This window comes from Streptacidiphilus rugosus AM-16 (assembly GCF_000744655.1).
Lineage (GTDB): Bacteria > Actinomycetota > Actinomycetes > Streptomycetales > Streptomycetaceae > Streptacidiphilus > Streptacidiphilus rugosus.
In genome coordinates this window covers 2,825,574-2,849,230 of sequence record NZ_JQMJ01000004.1, presented here as the reverse complement: position 1 = coordinate 2,849,230, position 23,657 = coordinate 2,825,574, and the positions used below count along the sequence as shown (strand labels likewise).

Here is a 23,657-nt window from a genome sequence, read left to right as displayed (position 1 = left end):
GACCTCCCGCCTTCACCCCGGTGTCGGGTGGGCGTCAGGCCGTCACTGTGCCGGCGTCGTCACCGCGCGAGCGTCATCACCGTGAAGGCGGCGCCGGACGGGTCGCGCACCACGCACAGTCGCCCGTAGGGCGAGTCGAACGGCCCGTGCAGCACCGAGCCGCCGACCGCGGCGATCTGCTTGGCCGTCTCGTCGACGTCCGCCACCGCGAAGTACACCGCCCAGAACGGCGAACCGCCGCCCGCCGCCAGCTCGTTGGCCGGGTCGGTGGACCGCAGCCTGCCGCAGACCTCGCGCTCCGCGCCCTCCGGCGTCCACACGGTGTAGTCGAAGTCCCCGCCCCCGCCGATCTGACGCTGCTGGTAGGGGAAGAGCCCGGCGTAGAACGCGTCCGCCGCCCCGCCCGCCGTCGTGTAGACCTCGTTCCAGCACATCGCGCCCGGCTCGCCGTACAGCTGCGCGCCCTCGTGCCCGCCCGGCTGCCACAACCCGAAGGAGGCGCCCTGCGGGTCGAAGGCGAACGCCAGCCGTCCGGCGCCCGGCACGTCGTGCGGGCCCATGGCGATCTTGCCGCCGCCCGCCTCGACCTTGGCGATGGTCGCGTCGACGTCGCCGGTCCTCAGGTAGACGTTCCACGCCGGGGCCAGCCCTTCCGCGCCGGGCGGCGGCGGCATCAGCGCGGCGACCGGCTTCCCCTTCCACAGGCACATCGTGTAGTGCCCGTACTCCGGGCCGTTGTCCTGGAACTCCCATCCCAGCACCGCGCCGTAGAAGCGGCGGGAGGATTCGAGATCGGGGGCGTTCAGGTCGGCCCAGCAGGGCGCGCCGTCGGGGAACGAGCTGACGTCGGGCATGCGGCCCTCCGGGGTCGGATCGGATCTGGGGGTCGGATCGACTGCCACGATTCCCCCGCCGTGCGCACAGCGCAACCGCTCGCGTCCGTACGGTGACGACGGGGGTGGTGTGGTGGCCGGGCTCACGTGGGAAGAGGCGGCGGGCTTGGATCGTTTAGCGTTAAGATGTCCAAAGATCTACCGAGACCAGCTACATCTGCCTGATGCAGAGTCGGCTAGACCGCTCGGCGGCCGTCGGCCCCCGCCCTCCCCGGCGGAGGCGCGCGGTATCTACCCCGGTCAGCACCAGAGGACGACCCTCGGCGCGCGGGGCCCACCCACATCCCTGTGCGCTACCAGGCGGCAGAGAGACCTCCCCTCATGGCCCGCTCGTTCGGCTACGGTGCGCTGCTACGCACCCCCGGCGCCTGGACCTTCCTGCTTCCCGCCTTCGTGGCGCGGCTCCCCTACGCGATGCTCGGGCTGGGCACCGTCCTGCTCGTGCTCGACACCACGCACTCCTACACCACGGCGGGCGCGGTCGCCGCGGTCGCCTCGATCACCCAGGTCGTCGGCGCGCCGCTGACCGGCCGACTGGCCGACCGCGTCGGCCAGGCCCCGGTGCTGCTGCCCTGCCTCGCGATCCACGGCGGCTCCGTCGTCGGCCTCATCGCCCTCGCACTGGCGGGCGCCCCGGTGTGGACGCTCTTCGCCGCGGCCGGCCTGGCCGGCGCGTCGCTGCCGCAGATCGGCGCGATGGTCCGCGCCCGCTGGCTGCACGCGCTGGACGGCCGCCCCGAGGCGCTGAGCTCGGCCTTCGCCTTCGAATCCGTGACGGACGAGCTGACCTTCGTGCTCGGCCCGGTGCTCGCCACCACCCTCTGCACCGCCGTCGCCCCGGCGGCCGGCCTGGGCGCGGAGGCGGTCCTCACCGTCCTCGGCGGCCTGGCGTTCGCGGCCCAGCGCCGTACCGCCCCGCCGGTCCGGACGGCGGCCGCCGCGCACGGCGGCTCCGCGCTGGCGCAGCCGGGCGTCCGGCTGCTGGTCGGCGGCCTGCTGGGCGTCGGCACGGTCTTCGGCGCGCTCCAGGTCTCGATCACCGCGGCGAGCGAGGCGGCGGGCAAGGCCGGTCTGAGCGGTGTCGTCTACGGCCTGTTCGCGGCCGGCAGCGTGATCGCCGGTACGGCGTTCGGCGCGGTCCGGTGGAAGCGCTCGCCGCGGTTCCGCCTGCTGGCCGCGTACGCGGCACTGGTCGTCGGCGCGTCCACGCTGTGGGCGATGCCGAACCTGTACACGCTGGCAGCGGCGGCCTTCTGCTGCGGCCTGGCCATCGCCCCGACGCTGATCTCCGCGTACACGCTGGTCGAGACGTTGGTCGACTCCGGCGCGAAGACCGAGGCCTTCACCTGGCTGACCGGCTCGATCGGCCTGGGCCTGGCCCTGGGCTCCACGATCGCCGGCCGCCTCATCGACGCCCACGGTCCCACCGCGGGCTTCCTCGTCCCGGCCTTCGGCGCGGCCCTCGGCTTCGCCGGGCTCGTCGCCCTCCGCGCGCACCTCACCCCCACCCGCCCCCTCTCCCGCACCCTCACCCCCACCCGCCCCGAACCCACCCCAGCCTCCGCCTGACCCCTCCGCCGCGGCGCTGCCTCTGCAGGCGGGCTGGTTGCACTGTCCAGGGGCGCGGGGAACTGCGCGCCTTCGGCGCGTGGCGCGGTGTTGTCCGGCAAACGGGTCGGTTGCACTGTCCGGGGGGTGCGAGGAACTGCGCGCCAAGCCACCGGCGTGCGGATGGTCCTCGTCGAGCAGGGCCATCCGCACACGGTGGTTTCTCGCGCAGTTCCTCGCGCCCCAGGACGGCTACGCCGTCCGGCGGCGGCCGATGACGACCGTGGACCAGTACTCGTCCGACGTCGCGAGCTCGGCGACCAAACCGCCGGAGGCGAACGCCGCGAGCGCCGCGTCCCGCTGGTGTTCGCTCGTTTCGACAAGCATCGCGCCGCCCGGGGCCAGCCACGTCGCCGCCTCCGCGGTCACCCGCCGGAGAACGGCCAGGCCGTCCGCGCCGCCGTCCAAGGCGACCAGGGCCTCGTGCTCGCGGGCCTCCGCCGGAAGCAACGGGAGGTCGTCCGTCGGGACATACGGCACGTTGGCGAGCAGTACGTCGATCCGCCCCTGGAGCGACGCCGCAGGCGGCAACGCGGTGAAGAGGTCGCCCTCGTACGCCTGCCCGCCCAGCGGAGCGACGTTGCGGCGGGCGCAGGCGACCGCCGCGGGGTCGATGTCCGCCGCGTGCAGTTCCACCGGCCGTTCCGGCGCGCCGAGTCGGCGCGCAAGCGCCACGCCCAGCGCGCCGGAGCCGCAGCAGAGATCCACCACCACCGCGCCCGGCGGGGCCAGCGCCGCGGCCTGCTGCACCAGGAACTCCGTGCGCGGACGCGGGACGAAGACGCCGGGATCCACGGCGATCCGCAGGCCGCAGAAACGGGCCCAGCCCAGTACGTGTTCGAGCGGCAGGCCGCCCACCCGACGCGCGACCATCGCGTCGAGATCCTCGCGGGACGCCGCCGCGTCCAGCAGCAGCCGCGCCTCGTCCTCCGCGAAGACGCAACCGGCGGCGCGCAGCCGCTCCACCACGGAGGGGAAGGCGGTGGAGGTGAGGAAGACAGGAGAGTCAGACATGGAGAAGTCCGTAAGCCCTTCGGGGAAGACCGACAGCGGGCTCCCCGGGCCGTGCCGTACGCCTAACGGCCGCCGTGGGAGGGGAGCGCACACACCTTGCTGGCGTTGATGGGACCCACCTCCTCGATCGTGTCGGACGAGCAGGCTCGACCCTACCGCCTCGCCCCGGAACGCCGAAGGGCTCTCCCGTCCGTGGACGGGAGAGCCCTTCGAGCTGTCTGTGCGCCGCCAGGGACTCGAACCCCGGACCCGCTGATTAAGAGTCAGCTGCTCTAACCAACTGAGCTAGCGGCGCCTGCTGACGTGGAAGACATTACATGACCGTTCGGCGAAATGCCGAATCGGTATTCTTGGGCCCGGGCGGGGCCAGGGAGTGGCCGCCCGGCCCGACCGGAGGAACCGGCCCGGGCAACCAGCAGCCAGGCCGACAGGGGAGCGCATGTCCGACAGCCACGCCGAGGTCGACCCGCACGCGAAGGCGGAGCTTGAGCGCCTGCGCGGCAGCATCGACAACATCGACGCCGCGATCGTGCACATGCTGGCCGAGCGCTTCAAGTGCACGCAGGAGGTCGGCCGCCTCAAGGCCGAGTACCGCCTGCCGCCGGCCGACCCCGGGCGCGAGCGGGAGCAGATCGCCCGGCTGCGCGACCTGGCCCTGGCGGCGAGGCTCGATCCGGCGTTCGCGGAGAAGTTCCTGAACTTCATCATCGCCGAGGTCATCCGGCATCACGAGAGCATCGCCGCCGAGGAGTGAGCGCGGCGAGCCCGCCGGCGGTTCGATCTTGGGCGTAGGGTCGGGATCGGTCGGAGCAGGGCCCGCGAGCGGGCTCTGCTCGTGGGGCGGAGGGTGAGGGTGACATGGGTGACACGTTCGAACTCGGCACGGACGGACCGTCGGTGATCGTCGTCGGCATCGACGGCTCCGACTCCTCGATGCGGGCCGCCGCCTACGCGTCCGGTCTCGCACGGCGGCAGGGCGCGAAGCTCGCGCTCGCCTACGTGCAGCCGATCACCGCCGTGGGCGGGGCGGAGGTCGGCGCGGCCGTGATCCAGGCCGAGCAGGACGTCGCCGAGCACCTGCTCGCCGAGATCCGCGACGCGGTCGAGCGGATTCCCGAGGGCGAGCGCATCCGCTGGGAGTTCTACTCCACGCCCGGCGACCCGTACCAGGGCATCGTGGACCTGGCCGACCAGCTCAAGGCGGACGCCGTGGTGATCGGCGCGTCCCAGAAGGCGGGCCACCGCCTGGTGGGCTCGGTCGGCGTCCGCCTGGTCAAGTCCGGCCGCTGGCCGGTCACGGTGGTGCCCTAGTACCCGGTTCGGGTCCGTGGACTACGGTGGTGCTCTTTCAGGTAAGAACGAGGCGGGAGATTCCTACCTATGAGCTCGTCCGGAGGCACGAAGGCCGTTGTCGCGGCTCTTGGAGCCAACCTCGCGATCGCGGTGTCGAAGTTCGTCGCCTTCGCCTTCAGCGGCTCCTCCTCCATGCTCGCGGAGGGCGTGCACTCGCTCGCCGACTCGGGCAACCAGGTGCTGCTGCTGGTGGGCGGCCGCAAGGCGCGCCGCCAGGCGGACGAGTCGCACCCCTTCGGCTACGGGCGTGAGCGCTACGTCTACGGCTTCCTCGTCTCCATCGTGCTCTTCACCATCGGCGGGGTCTTCGCGCTGTACGAGGGCGTGGAGAAGGTCAGGCACCCGCACGCCATCGACCACTGGTACTGGCCCGTGGGGGTCCTGCTCTTCGCGATCGTGGCGGAGGGCTTCTCGTTCCGCACGGCGATCGCGGAGGCGCGACCGCTGAAGGGGCGTCAGTCCTGGGGCCGCTTCATCCGTACGGCGAAGGCGCCGGAACTGCCGGTCGTCCTGCTGGAGGACTTCGGCGCGCTGATCGGTCTGGTGCTGGCGCTCGGCGGCGTCGGCCTCGCGGTGCTGACCGGCGACGGCGTCTGGGACGGTGTGGGCACGCTCTGCATCGGCACCCTGCTGGTCGTCATCGCGTTCGTCCTGGCGGTGGAGACGAAGTCGCTGCTGCTGGGCGAGGGCGCGGGCGCCGAGGCGGTCGCCAGGATCCGCGCGGCGATGCTGGCCGGCCACGACGTCGAGCAGATCATCCACATGCGGACCCTGCATCTGGGCCCCGAGGAACTGCTGGTCGCCGCGAAGATCGCCGTCCGCCCGGACGCGGACGCGCGCGCGATCGCCGCGACGATCAACGCGGCGGAGGAGCGGGTCCGCGCCGAGGAGCCGATGGCCCGCGTCATCTACCTCGAACCCGACCTCTACGACGAGGCCGAAGCCGCCGCCGGCCCCGACCCCGCCGCCACCCCCGGCGGCCGCTGACCCCTCACCACAGAGGGCCAGTTGCACTGCCTCAACCGGGGCGCGGCGAACTGCGCGGCTCCGGCGCGCGGACGTGAGCCTCGAGCGCCGAGCGGGTTGCACTGTCCGGGGGCGCGAGGCTCTGCTGTTCCGCGCCTCCGGCGCGTGGGCGCGACAATCCCCCAGCCCTCGGCCGGGAGGCACCCACCCCCTCCGGCGACCGGATGGTCCTCAACAATCGGCCGAGTTGCACCATCCAGGGGCGGCCGTGCTGATGTGCGGCTCCTCCGCCGGGACGTGCCCCTTGCGTGGGCGCGACACTCCCCAGTCTTCGGCCGGGAGGTGCCCCCCCCTGAGTGGGTGCGACACTCCCCAGTCTTCGGCCGGGAGGTGCCCCCCCCCCTGAGTGGGTGCGACGCTCCCCAGTCTTCGGCTGGGAGGCACCCCCTCTGACGAGCAGATGGTCCTCAACGTGCAGGGTCGCCCACCCCCAGCCTTCGGCCGGGGTGCCCCCTCAGGGTGGTTGCTCGCGGGCTCGGGGGTGTTGCACCTGGCCGCTTGCGCGATGGTCACATCGCCGGCGCGGCGAAGCCGAGGGCGAAGAGGAGGAGCCAGGCGATCTCGAAGGCGATCATCGGGGCGTCACGGATCAGCAGATCCTCGATGTGGTTGGTCGTGCCGCGCGACGTCAGTCCGTCGAAGCGGATCAGCGCCGCGCTCAGCGGTATCACGGTTGCCACGTGCCACCCCCGCGTCCGCGGGTCCGCCTCGAGCAGCGCCCACGCGAGGTACGCCGCCACCATCGCCAGGGCGATGACGCGTTGCGCGAGCCTCAGGCCGGAGGCCGTGTAGTGCTGGAGGGAGGGCCGGTGCGCCGCCGCGGGATCGCCGAGGCCGGCCAACTCGGTATGGCGCTTCGCCGTGGCGACCAGCAGCGCGCCCAGACTGCAGACCAGCACGAACCAGCCCGACGGCGGCACCTGCGAGGACGCCGCGCCGCCCAGCGCCCTGAGCACGAAGCCCGAGGCGACCAGCGTGAGCTCCAGCACCGCCAGGTGCTTCAGCCCGAGGCTGTACAGGAACGACGTCACCAGGTAGGCCGAGACCGCGATGGTCAGCCCGAAGCCGGGAGCGGTCAGGCTCACCGCCAGGGCCGCGGCCACGCAGGTCGCGGCGACGGCCATCGCCGCCGTCTCGCTCAGCTCGCCGGAGGCGATCGGCCGCAGGCACTTGCGCGGGTGCTGCCGGTCGCGCTCCGCATCCACCGCGTCGTTGACGAAGTAGACCGAGCAGGAGGCCAGCGTGAAGACCACGAAGGCCAGGGCCGCCCCGCCCAGCGCGCTGCCGCCACGGGCCTCGAACTGGCGTGCCGTCAGTTCCGAGCCGGTCAGCGGAGCCGCGAAGACCAGCAGGTTCTTCACCCACTGCCGCGGCCGCGCGGTGCGCAGCACCGCGGAGGGGAACCGGACCCACCCGGTGCGGCGCCCGACGAACGGCGTCGTCGGCTGCACCGGGCGGACGGGCTGAGGCGCGCTCATCGCGCGTACACCGCGGTGAAGTCGCGGCTGGTCGACTCGTAGTAGCGGTTCGCCGGGCGCTCCTGGTCCGGCAGCAGCTTGACCGGCGTCGGGTCGGCCGGGTCGGTCTTCGGCTCGTAGTACTGGAACGACATCCAGGCCGGGTTGATGTCCAGCTGCATCGCGCGGACCGCGCCCGCGTTCGCCAGCAGGTCGGCGAGGGTCCGTACCGAGAGTGCGGGGCCGTAGGCGAAGACCATGCGGCCGTCGTTGGTGATGCCGATGCCGGAGCGCCAGACGAAGTACTTGCCGGCGATGGTGAGGCCCCAGCCGCTCTCGACGTTGGTGTCGACGCTGTCCGGAACCTTGCCGTGATCCACGATCAGCTTCAGGTTCTGCCGGACGCCGGTCACGTTGGGCGTGAGCGTCGCGTCACGGCCCCAGTCGGCGACCGTGGCCTTGCCGTCCTTGGTGAAGACCAGGGAGGCTGCGCCGTCGGTGAGCGTGCCGCGGGTGGTGCCGTTGAGGTAGAAGCCGCCTTGGGCCTCGTTGTCGGAGATCTTGAAGCCGCCGTTGAAGGTCGCCAGCAGGCCCGTGCGCTGACCGGCGGGCACGGACGGCGGAACGCCCCACTTTCCCGGCCCCGGGTCCAACTCGCCGGGGTGCAGCGAGAAGCGGAGCAGGCGCTGGTCCATCGACGCGACCGCGGCGACGTACGAGGTGTGCTCGTTGTCCGGCCGCAGGAACGCCCCGAGCAGCGCGGGGGTGCCGTTGACGCTGCCCAGCGTGTGCCAAGTGCCCTCGTTCGGGAGCGGGGGACCGGCGGGGGAGACCAGGCGAGCAGGGGTGATCGGCTTCATCGTGGGCTTGGTGCCGCTCTGGACGGGCGTGCCGTCGGGCGCGAGCGCGATCGTCGGCCTCCCGCCGATCTTCGGCGGGTTGGCCTTGTACTGCTGGTCCTCCAGGAAGGTCACCACCGGACCGAGGTGGTGGTCGCGGGCCCACTCGGCGACCCGGGCGACGACGCTGTCGTCCCCGGGCGCGGCGAGCGCGGAGCCTATGGACCAGCAGAGCCAGACGAAGAACACCGCGAACAGCGCCAGGATCGCCCGGACGGTGCGCAGGCTGAGCAGATGCCGTATTCGCCGGAACCGCTTCTTGCGCGGCTGAGTCGTGCCCGCCTGTGGCGGCTCCTCGGCCGGATCCTCCGAAACGGACTCGGGCGGCGCTGGTATACCCACGCGGACCTCTTCCAGCCGGGCGCGCCTGGGCGCGCGGAGCAAGGGAAAGACGGCCAGCCCGTAGGCACGGAGGGTGATCGCAAATCACGTCTGGTCGCCCGGACTTTCACGCTAGGTAAGCGGAACCGGAGCCGCCTCTTCAGCTAGGCAGTCCGGGTTACGGCAACGCGTCCACCTGCGGTGCGGGAGGGAGGGTTCGGCGGCGGGGTGTGACGGACGCGCCGAGGGCGGGCCCATGGGCTCGGGCGCGGGGGCGCGTGGGCGTGGGTGAGGGGGCGTGCGTGAGCGGGCACCGACCACGCCCAGCCCGGCGTCGGCGAGGCGGCCCGCGACGTCCTCACCCCGGGACCCCGTCGGTGACCGGCTGACCTGCGTCTCCGTCGACCGCGGTCTGATGACCCTCCTCCTCTGGGGAGAGCGGGACGCGCGCTCGCCGCTGACGGTCGCACGGCAGTTCCACGAGGTGATGCGCAGGTGTGACCGAGCGCGTCGACAGGAGGCAGGAGGCAGGGGGTGCGAGGGTTTGTCGGTCGCGGGTGCCTCGTCAGGGGTTGGTCAGGTCTTCAGCTTCACGCCGGTCCGAGATCGCATGGCGCGCTCCGTCTCGGCCTCGGGCCGGGAGCGCCGCCCGCCGCCAGGTCGCGGGGCCCGAATGCGCCCTGGTGCCCAAGCTGTCCTCCGTCGTGCCGCCTACCGGCACGGGACAGCCCGGGTAGGTCAGGCGCCGGTGCCAGGACGGCCCCGGGCGAGTGGCCGCTTTGGCGCACCGGCGGTGGCCCGGGCATCGGCGTGCTGTTCCGGTGGGCGTTCGCGGGCGCGCATCGCGCCGGCGGACGTGGCCGGGGGACGCTACCCGGGGTGGGTCAGCGCACGTCGAGGGTGATCACGCGCACGTCGGCCGAGACGTGGGTGTTGACCAGTGCCCCGTTGGGGTGGTCGTTGCCGTCGACCCAGGCGCGGGCCGCGATCGGGTCCAGGCCGCCCGCCTGCTGGCGGGCCAGCAGGCGGGTGTCACGGACGGAGTCCGGTGTCGCGAGGAACCAGATCGCGTCCAGCGCGTCGCGGACCTCCGCCCAGCCGGGGCCGCCCGCCGCGCCGGTGGCGAGATAGTTGCCCTCGGTCACGACCAGGCGGGTCGTGGGGGCCACCAGGTGGCGGGCCGCCACGGGTTCGTGCAGCTCGCGGTCGTAGTCGGGGACGTAGACCGGTTCGGTCGGGCGCTGCTCCCGCAGGCGCCGCAGCAGCGCGAGGTAGCCCCAGACGTCGAAGCTGGGCGCCGAGCCCTTCCGGTCGGTCAGGCCCAGCCGCGCGAGCTGCACGTTGGAGAGGTGGAAGCCGTCCATCGGGACGTAGGCCGCCGTGTCGGGGCCGAGGTGGTCCCGTAGTCGTGACACGAGCAGGCGGGCCAGGGTGGACTTGCCCGCGCCCGGCGCGCCCGCGATGCCGAGCAGGAAGCGGCCGCCGGGAGCGGGGACCAGCGCCGCTGCCGCCTCGACCAGCTCCTGTGCGTCCATGACCCGAACCTCCTGGAACGCCGAAGGGCTCCCTCGTCCGTGGACGAGGGAGCCCTTCGAGCTGTCTGTGCGCCGCCAGGGACTCGAACCCCGGACCCGCTGATTAAGAGTCAGCTGCTCTAACCAACTGAGCTAGCGGCGCCTGCTGACGTGGAAGACATTACATGACCGGACCCCCGATTGCCGAATCCGGTCCCTGCAGGCGGCCGGGCCCGGCGTGCCGAATCAGTTGATCTTGGCGAACCGCCGTGCCAGCGTGGAGGCATGACGACTTCCAGCGGCTTCCCCACGTCCGAGGTCCTGCGTTACACGGCCTTCTCGGCCGATCCGGCCGGCGGCAACCCCGCCGGGATCGTTCTCGACGCGCGCGCGATGAGCGACGCGGAGATGCTGGCGGTGGCGGCCGAGGTCGGCTACTCGGAGAGCGCTTTCGTCACCGAGCAGGACCGGGAGGGCCGCCGCTTCCGGCTGCGCTACTTCAGCCCGCTCGCCGAGGTCGACTTCTGCGGCCACGCGACCGTGGCGACGGCCGTCGCGCTGGCCGAGCGCCTGGGCGACGGGCCGCTGCTCTTCGTGACGAACGCGGGCGAGATCACGCTGGACACCGGGAAGGACGTCTCCGGCACGGTCCGCGCCACCCTGACGAGCGTGCCGACCCGTACCCGTCCCGCCACGGAGGCCGAGCTGGACGCGACGCTCGCCGCGCTGCGCTGGTCCCGCGAGGAGCTCGATCCGGCGTTCCCTCCGCACGTCGCCTTCGGCGGTGTCGAGCACCTGGTCCTGGCCGTCGGCACGCGTGCGCGACTGGCCGCGCTCGACTACGACTTCGACGCGCTGGCCGCGGTGATGACCCGTCATGCCTGGACCACCGTGCAGCTGGTCTGGCGCGAGAGCGAGGAGCTGTTCCACGCGCGGGACCCGTTCCCCGTCGGCGGTGTGGTCGAGGACGCGGCCACCGGCGCCGCGGCGGCCGCGTTCGGCGGTTACCTGCGCGCCCTCGGCAAGCTGCCGGAGTCTGGCGCCTTCACCATCCTCCAGGGCGAGGACATGGGCCGACCGAGCGTGCTGACGGTCTCCGCCGTGCCGGGCGGCGAACGGATCCGGGTCTCGGGAACGGCCGTCGTGATCTGAGCCGACGGGCTCCGGCCCACGTCGGCCCCGGGTGTGTCGACCCCGGCCCGCCCGGGCGACGTCGGCTGACGTACCCGGAGCCCCTGCCGCCCGAGGGCCCGTTGCCCGCTCCGGCCGTGGTTCGTGCCGCCTGCCGCCTGCCGCCTGCTCGGCTGGGTGCCCGTGCAGGCCGGCGCCTGATCAGCCGGCCGGCAGCACGTCGGGGTCGTGGTCGGGGGCCTCCTGTTCCACGCGCTGCGGCGCGGCGGGCAGGTCCCGGGCGGCCCGGACGCAGGCCCAGAGCAGGGTCGACGCGCCGGGCAGCCACGGTTCGGGGCCGTCGGGCCCCACGATCCAGCGGCCCTGGGTCTCCGGCGCGTCCAGCGGGCGCTGCAGCGGAGGGACCGTGATCGCGTCGCCGGGACCGTGGCAGAGCAGCGGCGGGACGTCGCGGGCCCACTCCTCCCAGACCAGCAGCGGCCGCAGTCGGGCGGCCGTGCCGGGCTCGGCGAAGATCAGGATCCGACCGCGGAACGTCGCCACCGGCCCGCAGCCGGGGCCCGAGGCCCACAGCTCGTCGAGGACCCGGCGGCCGAAGAGCCCGGGGAGGTTGATCACGTCGAAGACCCGCCCGCAGGGCAGCACGGTGGCCGCCCAGGGGCGGGCCTCCCACAGCGCGCGCATGCTCCGCGGGTACTCGCTGGCCGAGGCGAGCCATGACTCACCGGCGACGGTCACGTACTCGACGGAGTCGTACGTCCACATGTCCACGGTCCAGCTGTACCGAGGTCGACGATTCACCCGGACCGGAACCTCGGAATCCCTGACACGGACGGACGAGGAGGGGTACTATCCGCTGCCCTTGGCATATGCCAAAGGGAAGTCGGCCGTCCGGCTCAGGCCAGCGGTCTGCGGCGCTGCAGGCCGCGCCCGTGTTCGACCATCTTCGCGGCATAGTCCGGGGTCCAGTCCGCGGCCTCGGCGATCTCCTCCAGGCTGAGACTGTCGAAGCGCCGCGTGTCGGCGAGCTGCGCCGCCGCTATCGCCTGGAACTCGCCGGCCCGTTCGGCGGCCGCGCGGAAGGCGAGGGTCAGCTCGGTCGCGCGGGCCAGCAGCTCGCGTGAGTCCTCGATGGACTCCAGGTCGAAGAAGTGCTCCGCCTCCGGCTCCGCGATGCCGGGCTCGAAGAGCAGTGGGGCAGGGCGGAGCCTCCTCTGCGACGAGCGGTCGGCGGGGGAGTCGGACATCGGGCACCTCCAGGGGCGGGCGAAAAGCCGGCGAAAGCATGCGAAAACGGCAGCACGGATCAGCGGCCGCGGTGGACCGCCGCATTCCATTGTCGACGCGGGCAGCCGGGTTAGGAACAGGGCCTCCGTGCGCCCTTATTCCCGGGCCTCATGTGCGATTTCGGCGTTCGGGCGGTGGCGGTGGGTGGTGGTGGACGGCCCCGCGAGGGCCCGGGACGGGACGGGTCGGCGTCACGGCGTCGCCGTGACCCGGTGGGCCCGCAGGTGCTCCAGCACCGCCTGGTTCGCCTCCCAGCCGTCGGGGAACTTCGAGGTCACCCCCAGCAACACCGGTTCCGCCGACGGATGGGCGTCGAGCAGCTCGGGAATGCCCGCCCGCGTCACGACGATGCAGGCCTGCCGATGGCGGGAGGCCAGCACGCACAGCCGGCCGGTCTCCAGATGGAAGGCGGTGGCGTCGGGGCGGCCCGAGAGCGGGTGGAGCACCACCGTCACGTCGTACTCCCGGCCCTGCAGGCGGTTGGCCGTGTCGACGGTCACGCCCTCGACGCCCAGCGCGGCGAGCGCGGCGCGGACCGCCGCCGCCTGGTCCCTGTGAGCGGTGCCGACCGCGACGCGGTCGGCGGTGAGCGGTGTCTCCTCCTCGTCGGACCAGGCCGAGCCGCCGCGGGCCAGCAGCCGGGCGACCACGGCCGCGACCGCGGCGACCGCCTCGGGGTCGGTGCGGATCGTGCGCCGGGCCGGCAGCTCCAGCAGCCCCCACCCCGACCCTGCGGCGGTGTCGAGCACCTCGTCGGCGGCGTCGGCCAGCCCGCGCGCGATCCGGCCGTCCGGCGCGGGGGCCGCGCCGAGCACCAGCCGCCGCGCGCCCGGCCCGGTGCCCGCACGGAACGGGGCGAGCGGGTAGAACGCGTCCGAGACCAGCGGCGCCGCCGAGGACGGCAGCCGCCAGGAGACGGGCAGCCGATGCGGCACGATGCCGGGGTTGTGCGCGAGCAGGGTGACGACGGCGCTCTGCGAGGGGTCGTAGCTGAGCCCGGCCCAGGCCTCCGTGCCGACGATGCTGAACGGGTCCAACTGCCCGGGATCGCCGACGAACAGGGCCCTCTCGAAGAGCCGCGCCACGGCGAGCAGCGCGTCCGAGCGCATCTGGTACGCCTCGTCCACGATCGCGTGACGCCACGGATCGACGTCCTTGACCCACTGCCATTTCGCCGCCGTCGCCACGACCACCGGCAGCTCGCGCAGCTCCGCGGCCTTCGTCGAGGCCACGACGCCGGGGTGCTGCAAGGCGGTGTGCGAGGGGGCGGCGTCGCTGCCGTGCAGACGCCCGATCGCCAGCTCTCCGTCGGCCCGCGCCAGCCGGTCGACCAGGTCGTCCACCTGGCTGTTGGTCTGCGCGACGATCATGAGCCGCTCGCCGGTGCCGACCAGCTCGCGCGCCGCCTTCACCACCAGCGTCGACTTGCCGGCCCCCGGAGGGGAGTCGACCACGGTGCCGCGTTCGCCGCCGCGCAGCGCCGATTCGAGGATGGCGGCCACGGCGGCGTTCGCCTGCTCGGCGGGGGAGGGCTCGGGAGCCGGGAGGGGGAGAGCGGGGGTCACTGCGGCGGGCCTCCGTGGGTCCAGGGGGTGTCCTCGGGCTCCGGAAGGGGCGCCGACTGGCGTGCCGAGAGCTCGAAGAGCGTGAAGCAGACCTGGTCGCCCGGCTCGGGAACGCTGCCCGGCTCCGGCTCCTTCTTCCGGCCCATCCCGCTCAGCAGGCGCACCGTCAGCAGCCCTTCCCCGGCGTCGACGGAGTCCAGTTCGGCCTTCTGCGCCGACGGACCGCCGGCCCGGTGCAGCTCGCCGCCGGGCTCCGCGTGCGGGCGGTCGTCCGTGCGGATCGTGACCAGCGGCCGGGGCTTCGGGGTGCGCCCGCTCGTGTCGTACGCGGCCTCGACCGCGACCACCTCGCCGGCGAAGGCCTGGCCGGCCAGTCGGTGCTCGGCCATGGCGAGCGGATCGTCCAGTGCCTCCTGCAGATCCAGCCGGGTCTGCTCCCGCTCGCGCTGGGCCAGTTTGCGGGCCGCCGTGACGGCGTCGTCCCTGATCGGCTGCGGAGGTTCGCCGGCCGCGAGGCGGTCGCGGTGGGCGGTGTAGGACCAGCGGTCACCCTCCCAGCGCTCGGCCACGTGCGCGCCGGGCGGCAGCGTGCGCAGCAGGTCGATGCCCTGCCACACCTGCTCCCAGACCGGGAGCAGCACCGACTCCAGCAGCGCGTCGAGCTCCGCCGTCCGTGCCTTGACCAGCCGTTCGTCGCCGGTGGCGCGCGCGGCGTCGTAGCGGGTGACGGCCGGGCCGAGCAGCGCGCTGTCGAAGGCCGGATCGGTGGCCGGGCCCGCGGGCGGGCAGAGCAGCTGACCGCGGGCGTTCCTGCCGGTCTCGGCGCGGAGCGCCACCTGCTCGCCGCGTTCGCCCTCGGGCGGTGCGATCCACCCGAGCAGCGCGCCGAGATGGGCGTCCTCCAACGAACTCTGGCCGGTGGCCCAGTGTCGGGAGAGGACGCTCGTCAGCGGCAGCAGCAGCGACGACCCGGGAATCTGCGCCCGGTCGGAGAGGTGCGTCAGCCAGCGTCCCAGCAGCGGCACCCGCGCCGGCGCGGGGTAGGGTCCGGGATCCGGGTCGTCAGCGGTGCGGCGGAAGCGCATGGAACGGCCCAGCAGCCGGAGCAGCTCGACACCGCCCTCGTTGGGCACGACCAGCTGCGGCGCGTCCGCGCAGAGCTCCCGTACCTCGATCTTCTTCTCGCCGGACTCCTCGTCCTTGACGGAGCGTTCGAGCAGCTCGACGTCCTCGCCGAAGCCCTCCAGGTAGGGCAGGAGTTCGTCGGCCAGCCGGGCGAGGAAGGCGAAGCGGAGATCGCGGTCCAGCGGCTGCGGGACCGTCAGCAGCGTCGGCCGACCCCGCTCCCGCCCGAACAGCGCCGCCAGCGGCGCCCCCGCCTCACCCGCGGCGGCCAACGGCACCAGCACGAACGGCTCGTCGGCCAGATGCCGATGGCACACGGTGGCCAGGGGCTGCGCCACCCCGTCCCGCACGGCCTCCAGCCGGGCCAGCGTCGTCAGCAGGCTCATCGCAGGCACCCCTCGCCCGACGCGGTCCGGGCGCCGGCCGCCGTCAGCGCCTCGTGGCGCAGTTGGGCGGCGCGGGCGAGGGAACCGCCTGGGGTGGTCGCGGTGAGGGCGGCGGAGACGGTGGTGAGGCTGCCGAGCTCGCCGCGCACGCCCCGGCCGAGGGTCTCCACCGCGCCCGCCTCGCGGGCCTGGGCGCGGCAGTGGAAGGCGAGCTCGCAGGCGGCGAGGCAGTCCGGGCTGTAGGCGTGCGCCAGCGCATCGACCGCGGTCGGCTCCTCGTCCAGCCGTGCACCGGCCGGCAGGGTGGCCAGCAACTGCTCGACCCGTGTCAGACGTGCGAGCTGACGTTGCGTCACCGCGAGCTGCTTGCGCAGATCGACCGGCGCGGCCACCGGCACGTTCGAGAAGTCCCGCGGGCAGACCAGCAGCCCCGTCGTGGTCGGTGCGGCGGCCAGGCCTTCCGGTTCGGCGTAGGGGGACGTGGGCAGGGTGACGCCGTCGAGCGCGGCCGCCGTCGCCCGCAGCGCCAGCACGTAGACCGCGGCCTGCCGGGCGGCGGCGCCGACCTTGGCCGGATCGGCGCCGCCGTCCAGGATCGGGAAGGACTTGATCTCCACCACCGTCCACCGCCCGTCCGGCCGGACCACGACGGCGTCGGGCTCCAGGGACACCGTGGACCCGGCCACCTCCAGCCGGAGCAGCGGATGGTCGAGCAGCGTCCACGCCCCGTCGTGCTCCGCCGACTTCGTCGCGTCCGCCAGCGCCGCGCGGGTGCGCGCCGCGCGCACCGCGAGCCCCTCGCCGACCAGCAGATCCGGCACCTCGACCGGAGCCTGCTCGGACGCCTCAGGCAGCAGCCGGGCGCGGAGCAGGGCGACCAGTTCGGCGCAGTGGTCCGCGCGCAGGCGCCGTTCGAAGGCGAGCCCACGGGTGATCGCGAACGGCGACTGCCCGAACGCCACGGGGCTGCCCAGACGCGTGGCCAGCGCCGCCTTGTCCACCCCGGCGGCGTCCAGTACGGCCCGTCGGCCGCAGCCGGGATTCGCCGCGAGTGCGGCCAGCGCCCGCGCGTCCATGCTCCGCGCGGCGGCGTCCCCGCGGAGCGCGGCGAGGCGCGATTCGAGCGGGGTGAGGTGCGGGTCGACCCGCGTGTGCGTCGAGTGGTTCATGGTGCCCGCCAGTGTTGCACCTGTCGCTGACAACGGTGTGCGGTCGGCGCGTCCGCGCAGGTGGACGGCCCCGGTGGAGGGCCCGCGGGATCGCGCCGGTGCACGGCGACGCTGCGGTCACTTCCGCACGAGGTAGACGTCGACGGTCCCGAATCCCAGAGAACCCTCGTGCGACCACTGGCAGGTGATGTTCGCGTCGTTGGAGACACACGAGTCCACGGTGCCCCGGCCGAACATGTTGGTCCGCATGGCGATGGCGATGTCACCGTGGGAGTGTCCTGTCGGGTCGGTCAGCGCGTAGGTCACGGTCGCCGTGCTGTCACCCCACAGGGGCTGGTAGGCCATGTCCCAGACATGGGTGCCCGGGGCGGTGGGGCTGAGCTGGTCGCCGACCTTGGGGGTCGGCGGGAGCCAGCCGTTGGTCGGGTTGCCGGCATCGACGAGCGTCGCGGTGAGGTCCTGCGTCGTGTCCTTGACCTTGAAGGTCTCGCTGCAGGTGCCCGAGCATCCGGTGACCTTCCCCTGCGGGAGCGGCTCGGCGGCGTTGGCCTGGGGAGCGGCGAGAGCGAGTCCGGTCGCGAGGACGCCGACACCGGCCAGTCCGGCGATCAGCGTGCGGCCACGCTTGCCGGGACGGAAACGGTTCGGGCTTGAGGTGGCCTTGTTGTCCTTCACGGCAGTGACCCTTCGAGGCAGGAGCGGTGGGGGAGAGCCCGGCTGGAGGCGACCGGGCTACACGTCCAGACTCCGGCGCGCCGGCCGTCGGCGGCATCCACCGATCAGTCGGTACGGCGGACCAGTCGCCTTCCCCCGGGGCGCTCGGGGCGTGGCGACGAAGGCGCGGCGACCGCATCGGCTGCCTGCCGTGGTGCGTACCGTCGAGATCCCGATGCCGGTCGACACGCCTCATCGTTGGCCACGGTTGGTGGCGGGCCGGGCCGGCGCGCCTGGTCGCGACCGTTCAGCGCGAGGGCGACGGCCGTGCGGTGCGACCGCGCCTCCGGGCGGTGACGCGGTTCCAGGCGCGCAGGGCGGGGCCGACCAGCAGGCGGCCGACGACCACCACGCCCGCGCCGGCCAGGACGTCCAGCAGGTAGTGGTTGGCCGTTCCCATCACCACCAGGGCGATGACGACGGGATAGAGCAGGCCCAGCGTCCTCACGGTGCGGTCCTTGGCGTGGGCGAAGAGCATCAGGCCGCACCAGAGCGCCCAGCCGACATGCAGGCTGGGCATGGCGGCGAACTCGTTCGTCAGGGAGCCCAGCCCGGCGGGCGCGCTCGCGCTCTGGCCCCACCAGCCGACGGCCGCGTGCTGGGCCATCGTGTCGGTGAACCCGAACCAGGCGGGCAGCAGCCTGGGCGGTGCGGCCGGGAAGAGCACGAAGCCGACCAGAGCCAGCACCGTGGAGATCCCCAACCAGGTCCGCGCGCGTCGGTAGACCGCCCGGTGACTGCGCCAGAGCCAGATCAGGACGGCCGGGGTCACCGCGTAGTGCAGCGTCGCGTAGGCGAAGTCGGCGGGTATGCCCAGCCACTGGTGGCTGCTGAAGTCGGCGTTCAGCCAGCGCTCGGGGTCCAGATGCAGCCACTGCTCCACGTCGAGCAGCCGGGTGGCGTCGCGCTGCGCCCGCTCCAGCCCGTTGCGGACCAGGAGCCGGCTGCCGTCGTAGGCGAAGTAGACGCCGGCGACCAGGAGCAGCTCGCGCAGCCAGCCGCTGCGGGCCACCCCGGGGGAGGGGGTGGGAGAGTCCTCCGCCCGAGGGGCGGTCGTGGTGGCGGTGGACATCTGCGGGCTCCGTGCGACGTGGGCGGTTGAACGTGTGCGGGACGTGTGGTGACCGTGTGCGGCGAGGTACGGCCGGGACGGTCGGGTGAAAACGTACGCCCTACCGTACGCTGTACGTTAGAGCGGTCGACCACCGCCCCGAAGAGCGTTGGCGGGAGCCCGCAAGGTGGCGTTTACCAGGCATGTGTACGCTCCAGACATGCCCTCCGAGCAGTCCGTCGCCACCGTCGCGCCGCCCAGGCCCGCGCGTCGGTCGCGTGCGCCACGGGGTTCGCTGAGCGCCGAGCTGATCATCGATCACGCCCTGCGGCTGATGGACGAGAAGGGCCTGGAGGCCTTCTCGATGCGTGCCCTGGCCGAGGACCTCGGCGTCGGCACCATGGCTCTGTACACCTACTTCCGCGGCAAGGACGAGCTCTTCCGCGCGGCGCGCGACCGCGTCCTGGCGGCCTACACGCCGCCGAGCACCGAGGGCAGCTGGGACCAGCAGCTCCGCGCCGCCTGCCTCGCCGTGCACGACCTGTTCACCGGCCGCCCCGCGGTCCTGAGGCTGCTGGCCGAGTCCACCGCGCAGGACGACTTCGTCGACGTGGCGACCGCCTCGATGGACCGGATGCTCGGCCTGCTGTGCGAGGGCGGTCTGAACCGCGAGGACGCGGCCCGCGCGTACGGCACGCTCTCGCGCTTCACCATCGGCTCGGCCCTCCGCGAGATCCGGGTCTGCTCCCGCCCGGAGGCGGTGGAGATGTTCCGCAGCCGTATCGCGGCGCTGCCGCCGGAGCACTACCCGCACCTCGCCGATCTCGCCCCGGAGATCCTGGCCACGACGGAGGACGGCCCGGGCCAGTACGAGTATGGCCTCGACCTGATCCTCGCCGGACTCCGCCACCTCCCCTCCCGCTGCACCTGAGCCCACGCCCGAACCGACACCCGGCGCGCGTCGCCGCCCGTCGGGGCGCGTCGGGATCCAGGCCTTGGGCGCCCTGGGGACCCGAGCGGCGGTGGGGCCGTGGCCGACGAGCGGCCCTGGTCGGCGCAGCGTGTGACTTCGAGCGGTGTCCAGGTCGCGCGGGCCGGGCTGTCCCGGTGGCTGTGCCGGCCGGTGCCGGCCGCAGCACGTGTCGCGGCCGGGCCGCCGGGCGATCGTGACTGTTCCGGCTCCGGAAGCCGACGGCATCTGGGGCCGTCGCCTGCCCTGACGGCACGCTCTCCCGCCCGAGGGCGTCGGCATCCGGGTTTCTCGGGCGTGATCGGGACCCGAGCGGGGGTGGGCCGGCACCGACGAGCGGTCACGGGCGGCGGCAGCGTGTGACTTCGAGCGGTGTCCAGGTCGCGCGGGCCGGGCTGTCCCGGTGGCTGTGCCGGCCGGTGACGGCCGGGCCGGGGGCACCGGAAGCGGTCGTGGCTGTTCCCGCCCAGCGAGCCGACGGCGTCCGGGCCGTCTCCCGTCCGGCGGCTGCGCAGGCCGCAGGCGCTCAGCCCCGCCGGCAGGGGGCCGGGTGGCGGCGGGGGCTCGGTGGGTCGGGGATCATGGAGGTGACCGGGGGCGTTGCCATGATGTTTGGAGGACTCTCATGCCCGCGCGGATTCTGCTGGTCCGGCACGGTGAGACCGCGTGGTCGGCCACTGGGCGGCACACCGGGCGCACCGACGTCCCGCTGACGGACGAGGGGCGTGAGATGGGTCGCCGACTCGGCGCGCGGCTGTCGGCCGAGCCGTGGGGAGGGCTGCCGCAGGCCGAGGTGGTCAGCAGCCCGCTGTCCCGGGCCCGCGAGACCGCCGAGCTGGCCGGCTTCGGTGACCGGCTCCGTACCGACGAGCGCCTGCTGGAGTGGGACTACGGCCAGTACGAGGGCCTGACCGGCCCCGCGATCCGAGCAGAGACGCAGCCCGGCTGGCTGATCTGGCGCGACGGAGTCCCCGGCGGCGAGAAGCTCGCGGAGGTCTGCGGACGCGTGGACGACTTCCTCGCCGACGTCGACGCCCGCGCGGGTGTGCCGGACCCGGACACCACGGTGATGCACCCGGCCGACCGCGACCTCGTCGTCTTCGCCCACGGCCACCTGCTGCGCATCCTCACCGCGCGCTGGCTCGGGCTGCCTCCCGAGTACGCCCAGCGCTTCAAGCTCGGACCGGCCACCCTCTCCGTCCTGACCTGGGAGTACGGTGCCCGCGCCGTCGAACGCTGGAACGACGCCGCCCACCTCGACTGAGCCGCGCCGCGCGGCAGCCGGGTCGGCGCTCGGCCCGGACGTGAGGCCGCCGACCGCCCCGGGCCTGCGCCTCCGTCCCGAGGCGCAGGCGTTAGGCGCGTCGGTCAGCCCTCCAGGAACTTCTCCAGGGCTTCGACCACGAGCTTGTGGTCGGCCAGCTGCCGCAGCCCGGAGACCGCGACCGTGCCCACCAGGCCCGCGTCGACGACCACGACGGGGAACGCACCGCCGTGGGCGGCATAGCGGTCGGGGTCCAGCCGGGACTTCTCCTCGAAGCTGCTGCCCTGCTCCCTGAAGCGCTGCCCGACCAGGTACGAACTCGCGCCGTAGCGCCGGACGACCCTGATCTTCCGTTCGATCCAGGCGTCGTTGTCGGCGCAGGTGCCCGGCATCGCGCAGTGGAAGAGCTGCTGGTCACCGCGACGGATGTCGATCGTCACGGGGAGCTCGCGTTCCCTGGCCATGTCGACGAGCAGGCAGCCGAGCCTCCAGGCGTCCTCGTTGCTGAAGCGGGCGAACTGCAGGCGGCTCTCCTGCTCGACCAGCTCGGCGGTGGTGGTCACAGCGTCACCGTCCGGCCCTCGGCGGCGGAGCGGCGGGCCGCCTCCAGCACGATGAGCGCGGCCACCGCGTCCCGCGGCTCGACCGGCGCCGCCGCACGTCCGTGCAGCGCCTCGACGACGCCCGCGTAGTACTCCTGGTACGCGCCGGGCAGGGTCGGGTGGGCGACGGAGTCGTCGACCGTGCCGAGGCGGCCGAAGAGCCCGGCCGGTGTCTCGCCCCAGCCCGCGTCCGCGGGCGTCCGGCCCTCGCGGAGGGCGTCCTCCTGGCCGTCGAGACCGTAGCTGACGTAGCCGGCCTCGCTGCCCAGGACCCGGAAGCGTGGGCCGAGTTCGGCGGCGGTCGCGCTCATCCACAGGTGGGAGCGGGTGCCGTCGGCGTGGGTGAGGGCGACGAAGGAGTCGTCGTCGGCCTGGGCGCCCTCGCGACGCACGTCCAGCTCGGCGTAGACGCTCGCGGCCGGGCCGAAGAGCGTGAGCGCCTGGTCGACCAGGTGGCTGCCGAGGTCGTAGAGGAGGCCGCCCGCCTCCGCAGGGTCGCCAAGCTCGCGCCAGCCGCCCTTCAGCTTCGGCCGCCAGCGCTCGAAGCGGGACTCGAAGCGGTGCACCCGGCCCAGCCCGCCCGACCGCACCAGCTCGGCGACGGTAAGGAAGTCGCCGTCCCAGCGCCGGTTCTGAAAGACGCTCAGCATGAGCCCGCGTGCCTCGGCGAGGTCGGCGAGCGCCGCGCCCTCGGCCGCGGTGGCGGCGAGCGGCTTGTCGACGACCACCGGCATGCCGGCGGTGAGCGCGGCGGTGGCCAGCGGGATGTGGGTGCGGTTCGGCGAGGCGACGACGACCAGATCCACGCCGAGCGGCCACAGCTCGTCGGCGCTGGAGAGCAGGCGCGCCTGCGGATGCCGGGCTGCGGCCTGGGCCCGCCGCTCGGGGTTCGCCGTGACGACGGCCGTCAGCTCCAGGCCGGGTGTCGTCGCGATCAGGGGTGCGTGGAACACCGCGCCCGCGATGCCGTAGCCGATGAGGCCTACGCGCAGCGGTGCGGGGCTGCTCTGTGTGCTGTTCGCCATGCTCCCAGTTAAACAACACTGTGGATTAAGTGGCAAGCAACCCGCATAATCGATCTGTGCCCCCTCCTTCCACACCCGCAGGCCGGGCAATCCCGGAAGGCCCCGCGATCCTCGAGGGCCCTGCGTCCCAGGTGAGCCCAGTCGGCGCGAACCTCACCTCGCTGCGGGATCACAACGCGGCGGCCGTGCTGTCCCTGATTCGGGCCGCAGGGGCGGAGGGGGTGAGCCGGGTCGAGCTCGCCCGCGCTTCGGGCCTCACCGCCCAGGCGATCAGCAAGATCGTCCATCGGCTCGCCCAGGACGGCTTGCTGGCGGAGGCCGGGAGAGGAGCCTCCACCGGAGGCAAGCCGCGCACCATGCTCACCCTGGTTCCCGAGGCCCGCTGGGCCGTCGGCGCCCAGCTCGGCCGGGACACGCTGACCGTCCTCCGGGCCGACCTGGCCGGCGGCGTCGCCGGCAGCCGACGCGCCCCGGTCGACCTTGCGGGCTGGGGGCCGCAGCGGGTGCTCGACCTGCTCGCGCACGAGGTCACCGAGCTGCTGGCGGACCTGCCCCGCGCACGCGTTCTCGGCATCGGCGTCGCCTCACCCGGACCGCTCGACCAGCGGGCGGGCCAGTTGCACCAGGTGACCGGCGCCCCTGCGTGGGACGGGCTGCGGCTGCGCGACGAGGTCGCCACGCGCCTCGGACTGCCCGCCCTGATCGAGAAGGACAGCACGGCAGGCGTGCTGGGCGCACTCGGCTCGCCCAACCGCGCCTTCATCCATCTCGACCACGGCCTCGGAGCCGGCCTGGTGCTCGGCGGCGCGGTCCAACGCGGCGCCCGCACCAACGCCGGGGAGTTCGGTCACCAGACCCTCGACCCGGCGGGCCCCCTCTGCCGCTGCGGCAACCGGGGCTGCGTCGAGGCGATCTGGGCGGCGGCTCCGACTCGCGAGGCCGCGGCCCGCGTGTTGGGTGAGGGAGTCGCGAACCTGGTCATGCTGCTGGACCTGGACGAGATCGTGCTCGGCGGCCGCGAGATCGTGGCGGCCCCGGAGCTCTACCTTCGTGCCGTCCGTGAGGCGATCGCCGACCGGCTGCCCGACCCCGAGTGGCAGCCGGTCGGGGTCTCAGTGGCCCCTTCGGGGCCGGATGCGGTCGCCCTGGGCGCGGCCGGTCTCGTCCTGGCCCGCCTGTTCGGCTGACCCGGCCCACGGCGGCGGCGTCGACCAGGGATTCCCGGGCCCGCCCCGGTCCCGAAGCCGGGAGCCGTTGCGACCGCGGGCGCAAAGCCATGCCGC

22 protein-coding genes and 2 tRNA genes are annotated in these 23,657 nt (G+C 73.7%); 8 read left to right on the top strand and 16 right to left on the bottom strand.

What is annotated here, in order from left to right; translation table 11 throughout:
• Positions 1 to 59 precede the first annotated feature (59 nt).
• Positions 60 to 854 carry a VOC family protein gene (locus BS83_RS21915; protein ID WP_037605306.1) on the bottom strand — a complete coding sequence of 265 codons (795 nt, stop codon included), beginning with the start codon at positions 852 to 854 and terminating at the stop codon, positions 60 to 62.
• Between the two features lie 360 nt (positions 855 to 1,214).
• Between BS83_RS21915 and BS83_RS21910 the strand changes: the two genes are divergently transcribed.
• A complete protein-coding gene (locus tag BS83_RS21910; RefSeq protein ID WP_051943567.1) occupies positions 1,215 to 2,462 on the top strand; it encodes an MFS transporter in 1,248 nt (415 codons plus the stop codon).
• A gap of 231 nt (positions 2,463 to 2,693) precedes the next feature.
• Here BS83_RS21910 and BS83_RS21905 read toward each other — a convergent pair whose 3' ends face one another.
• Positions 2,694 to 3,515 carry a putative protein N(5)-glutamine methyltransferase gene (locus BS83_RS21905; protein WP_037605305.1) on the bottom strand — a complete coding sequence of 274 codons (822 nt, stop codon included), beginning with the start codon at positions 3,513 to 3,515 and terminating at the stop codon, positions 2,694 to 2,696.
• 221 nt (positions 3,516 to 3,736) lie between these two features.
• A tRNA-Lys gene (locus BS83_RS21900) sits at positions 3,737 to 3,810 on the bottom strand.
• Positions 3,811 to 3,954: 144 nt separating this feature from the next.
• Between BS83_RS21900 and BS83_RS21895 the strand changes: the two genes are divergently transcribed.
• From BS83_RS21895 to BS83_RS21885, 3 genes are all read left to right on the top strand, one after another.
• On the top strand, positions 3,955 to 4,269 hold the full coding sequence (locus tag BS83_RS21895; RefSeq protein WP_037605304.1) for a chorismate mutase: 315 nt from the start codon (positions 3,955 to 3,957) through the stop codon (positions 4,267 to 4,269).
• A gap of 104 nt (positions 4,270 to 4,373) precedes the next feature.
• On the top strand, positions 4,374 to 4,826 hold the full coding sequence (locus BS83_RS21890; RefSeq protein WP_037605303.1) for a universal stress protein: 453 nt from the start codon (positions 4,374 to 4,376) through the stop codon (positions 4,824 to 4,826).
• A 69-nt stretch (positions 4,827 to 4,895) separates the two neighbouring features.
• Positions 4,896 to 5,855, top strand: a complete 960-nt coding sequence (locus tag BS83_RS21885) for a cation diffusion facilitator family transporter (protein WP_037605302.1) — start codon at positions 4,896 to 4,898, stop codon at positions 5,853 to 5,855.
• Between the two features lie 548 nt (positions 5,856 to 6,403).
• Here BS83_RS21885 and BS83_RS21880 read toward each other — a convergent pair.
• From BS83_RS21880 to BS83_RS21865, 4 genes are all read right to left on the bottom strand, one after another.
• A complete protein-coding gene (locus BS83_RS21880; protein ID WP_084713821.1) occupies positions 6,404 to 7,372 on the bottom strand; it encodes a decaprenyl-phosphate phosphoribosyltransferase in 969 nt (322 codons plus the stop codon).
• On the bottom strand, positions 7,369 to 8,592 hold the full coding sequence (locus BS83_RS21875) for a phosphodiester glycosidase family protein (RefSeq protein WP_037605301.1): 1,224 nt from the start codon (positions 8,590 to 8,592) through the stop codon (positions 7,369 to 7,371). The genes BS83_RS21880 and BS83_RS21875 overlap by 4 nt, the downstream gene beginning before the upstream one ends.
• An 863-nt stretch (positions 8,593 to 9,455) precedes the next feature.
• Positions 9,456 to 10,106: a nucleoside/nucleotide kinase family protein gene (locus BS83_RS21870; protein ID WP_037605300.1), complete on the bottom strand. Its 651-nt coding sequence runs from the start codon at positions 10,104 to 10,106 to the stop codon at positions 9,456 to 9,458.
• A 68-nt stretch (positions 10,107 to 10,174) separates the two neighbouring features.
• Positions 10,175 to 10,248 (bottom strand) — tRNA-Lys (locus tag BS83_RS21865).
• A 122-nt stretch (positions 10,249 to 10,370) separates the two neighbouring features.
• Here BS83_RS21865 and BS83_RS21860 point away from each other — a divergent pair.
• Entirely contained in the window at positions 10,371 to 11,237 is an 867-nt protein-coding gene (locus BS83_RS21860; protein WP_037605299.1) for a PhzF family phenazine biosynthesis isomerase, read from the top strand.
• A gap of 180 nt (positions 11,238 to 11,417) precedes the next feature.
• Here BS83_RS21860 and BS83_RS21855 read toward each other — a convergent pair whose 3' ends face one another.
• The 7 genes from BS83_RS21855 to BS83_RS21825 all read right to left on the bottom strand — a co-directional run bounded on the left by BS83_RS21855 (position 11,418) and on the right by BS83_RS21825 (position 18,534).
• A complete protein-coding gene (locus tag BS83_RS21855) occupies positions 11,418 to 11,981 on the bottom strand; it encodes a bifunctional DNA primase/polymerase (protein WP_037605298.1) in 564 nt (187 codons plus the stop codon).
• 131 nt (positions 11,982 to 12,112) lie between these two features.
• Complete coding sequence (locus BS83_RS21850) at positions 12,113 to 12,463, bottom strand: hypothetical protein (protein ID WP_037605297.1); 351 nt, start codon at positions 12,461 to 12,463, stop codon at positions 12,113 to 12,115.
• Positions 12,464 to 12,694: 231 nt separating this feature from the next.
• On the bottom strand, positions 12,695 to 14,068 hold the full coding sequence (locus BS83_RS21845; RefSeq protein WP_037605296.1) for an AAA domain-containing protein: 1,374 nt from the start codon (positions 14,066 to 14,068) through the stop codon (positions 12,695 to 12,697).
• A complete protein-coding gene (locus BS83_RS21840; RefSeq protein ID WP_051943563.1) occupies positions 14,065 to 15,579 on the bottom strand; it encodes a hypothetical protein in 1,515 nt (504 codons plus the stop codon). Before BS83_RS21840 ends, BS83_RS21845 begins: the two co-directional genes overlap by 4 nt.
• Entirely contained in the window at positions 15,576 to 16,748 is a 1,173-nt protein-coding gene (locus BS83_RS21835) for a hypothetical protein (protein ID WP_051943561.1), read from the bottom strand. The genes BS83_RS21840 and BS83_RS21835 overlap by 4 nt, the downstream gene beginning before the upstream one ends.
• Positions 16,749 to 16,865: 117 nt before the next feature.
• A complete protein-coding gene (locus tag BS83_RS21830) occupies positions 16,866 to 17,423 on the bottom strand; it encodes a hypothetical protein (protein ID WP_037605295.1) in 558 nt (185 codons plus the stop codon).
• Between the two features lie 286 nt (positions 17,424 to 17,709).
• Positions 17,710 to 18,534 (bottom strand): phosphatase PAP2 family protein, encoded by an 825-nt coding sequence (locus BS83_RS21825; RefSeq protein ID WP_051943559.1) that lies wholly within the window; start codon positions 18,532 to 18,534, stop codon positions 17,710 to 17,712.
• A gap of 199 nt (positions 18,535 to 18,733) precedes the next feature.
• Between BS83_RS21825 and BS83_RS21820 the strand changes: the two genes are divergently transcribed.
• Positions 18,734 to 19,444 (top strand): TetR/AcrR family transcriptional regulator, encoded by a 711-nt coding sequence (locus tag BS83_RS21820; protein WP_037605294.1) that lies wholly within the window; start codon positions 18,734 to 18,736, stop codon positions 19,442 to 19,444.
• Positions 19,445 to 20,108: 664 nt separating this feature from the next.
• Positions 20,109 to 20,747 carry a histidine phosphatase family protein gene (locus tag BS83_RS21815; RefSeq protein WP_037605293.1) on the top strand — a complete coding sequence of 213 codons (639 nt, stop codon included), beginning with the start codon at positions 20,109 to 20,111 and terminating at the stop codon, positions 20,745 to 20,747.
• Between the two features lie 104 nt (positions 20,748 to 20,851).
• Here BS83_RS21815 and BS83_RS21810 read toward each other — a convergent pair whose 3' ends face one another.
• Together BS83_RS21810 and BS83_RS21805 are read right to left on the bottom strand one after the other, a co-directional pair.
• Positions 20,852 to 21,310, bottom strand: coding sequence for a heme-degrading domain-containing protein (locus BS83_RS21810; RefSeq protein ID WP_037605292.1), 459 nt, complete (start codon positions 21,308 to 21,310; stop codon positions 20,852 to 20,854).
• Complete coding sequence (locus BS83_RS21805) at positions 21,307 to 22,374, bottom strand: Gfo/Idh/MocA family oxidoreductase (protein WP_037605291.1); 1,068 nt, start codon at positions 22,372 to 22,374, stop codon at positions 21,307 to 21,309. The genes BS83_RS21810 and BS83_RS21805 overlap by 4 nt, the downstream gene beginning before the upstream one ends.
• Before the next feature lie 131 nt (positions 22,375 to 22,505).
• Between BS83_RS21805 and BS83_RS21800 the strand changes: the two genes are divergently transcribed.
• On the top strand, positions 22,506 to 23,561 hold the full coding sequence (locus BS83_RS21800) for an ROK family transcriptional regulator (protein WP_037605290.1): 1,056 nt from the start codon (positions 22,506 to 22,508) through the stop codon (positions 23,559 to 23,561).
• Positions 23,562 to 23,657 lie beyond the last annotated feature (96 nt).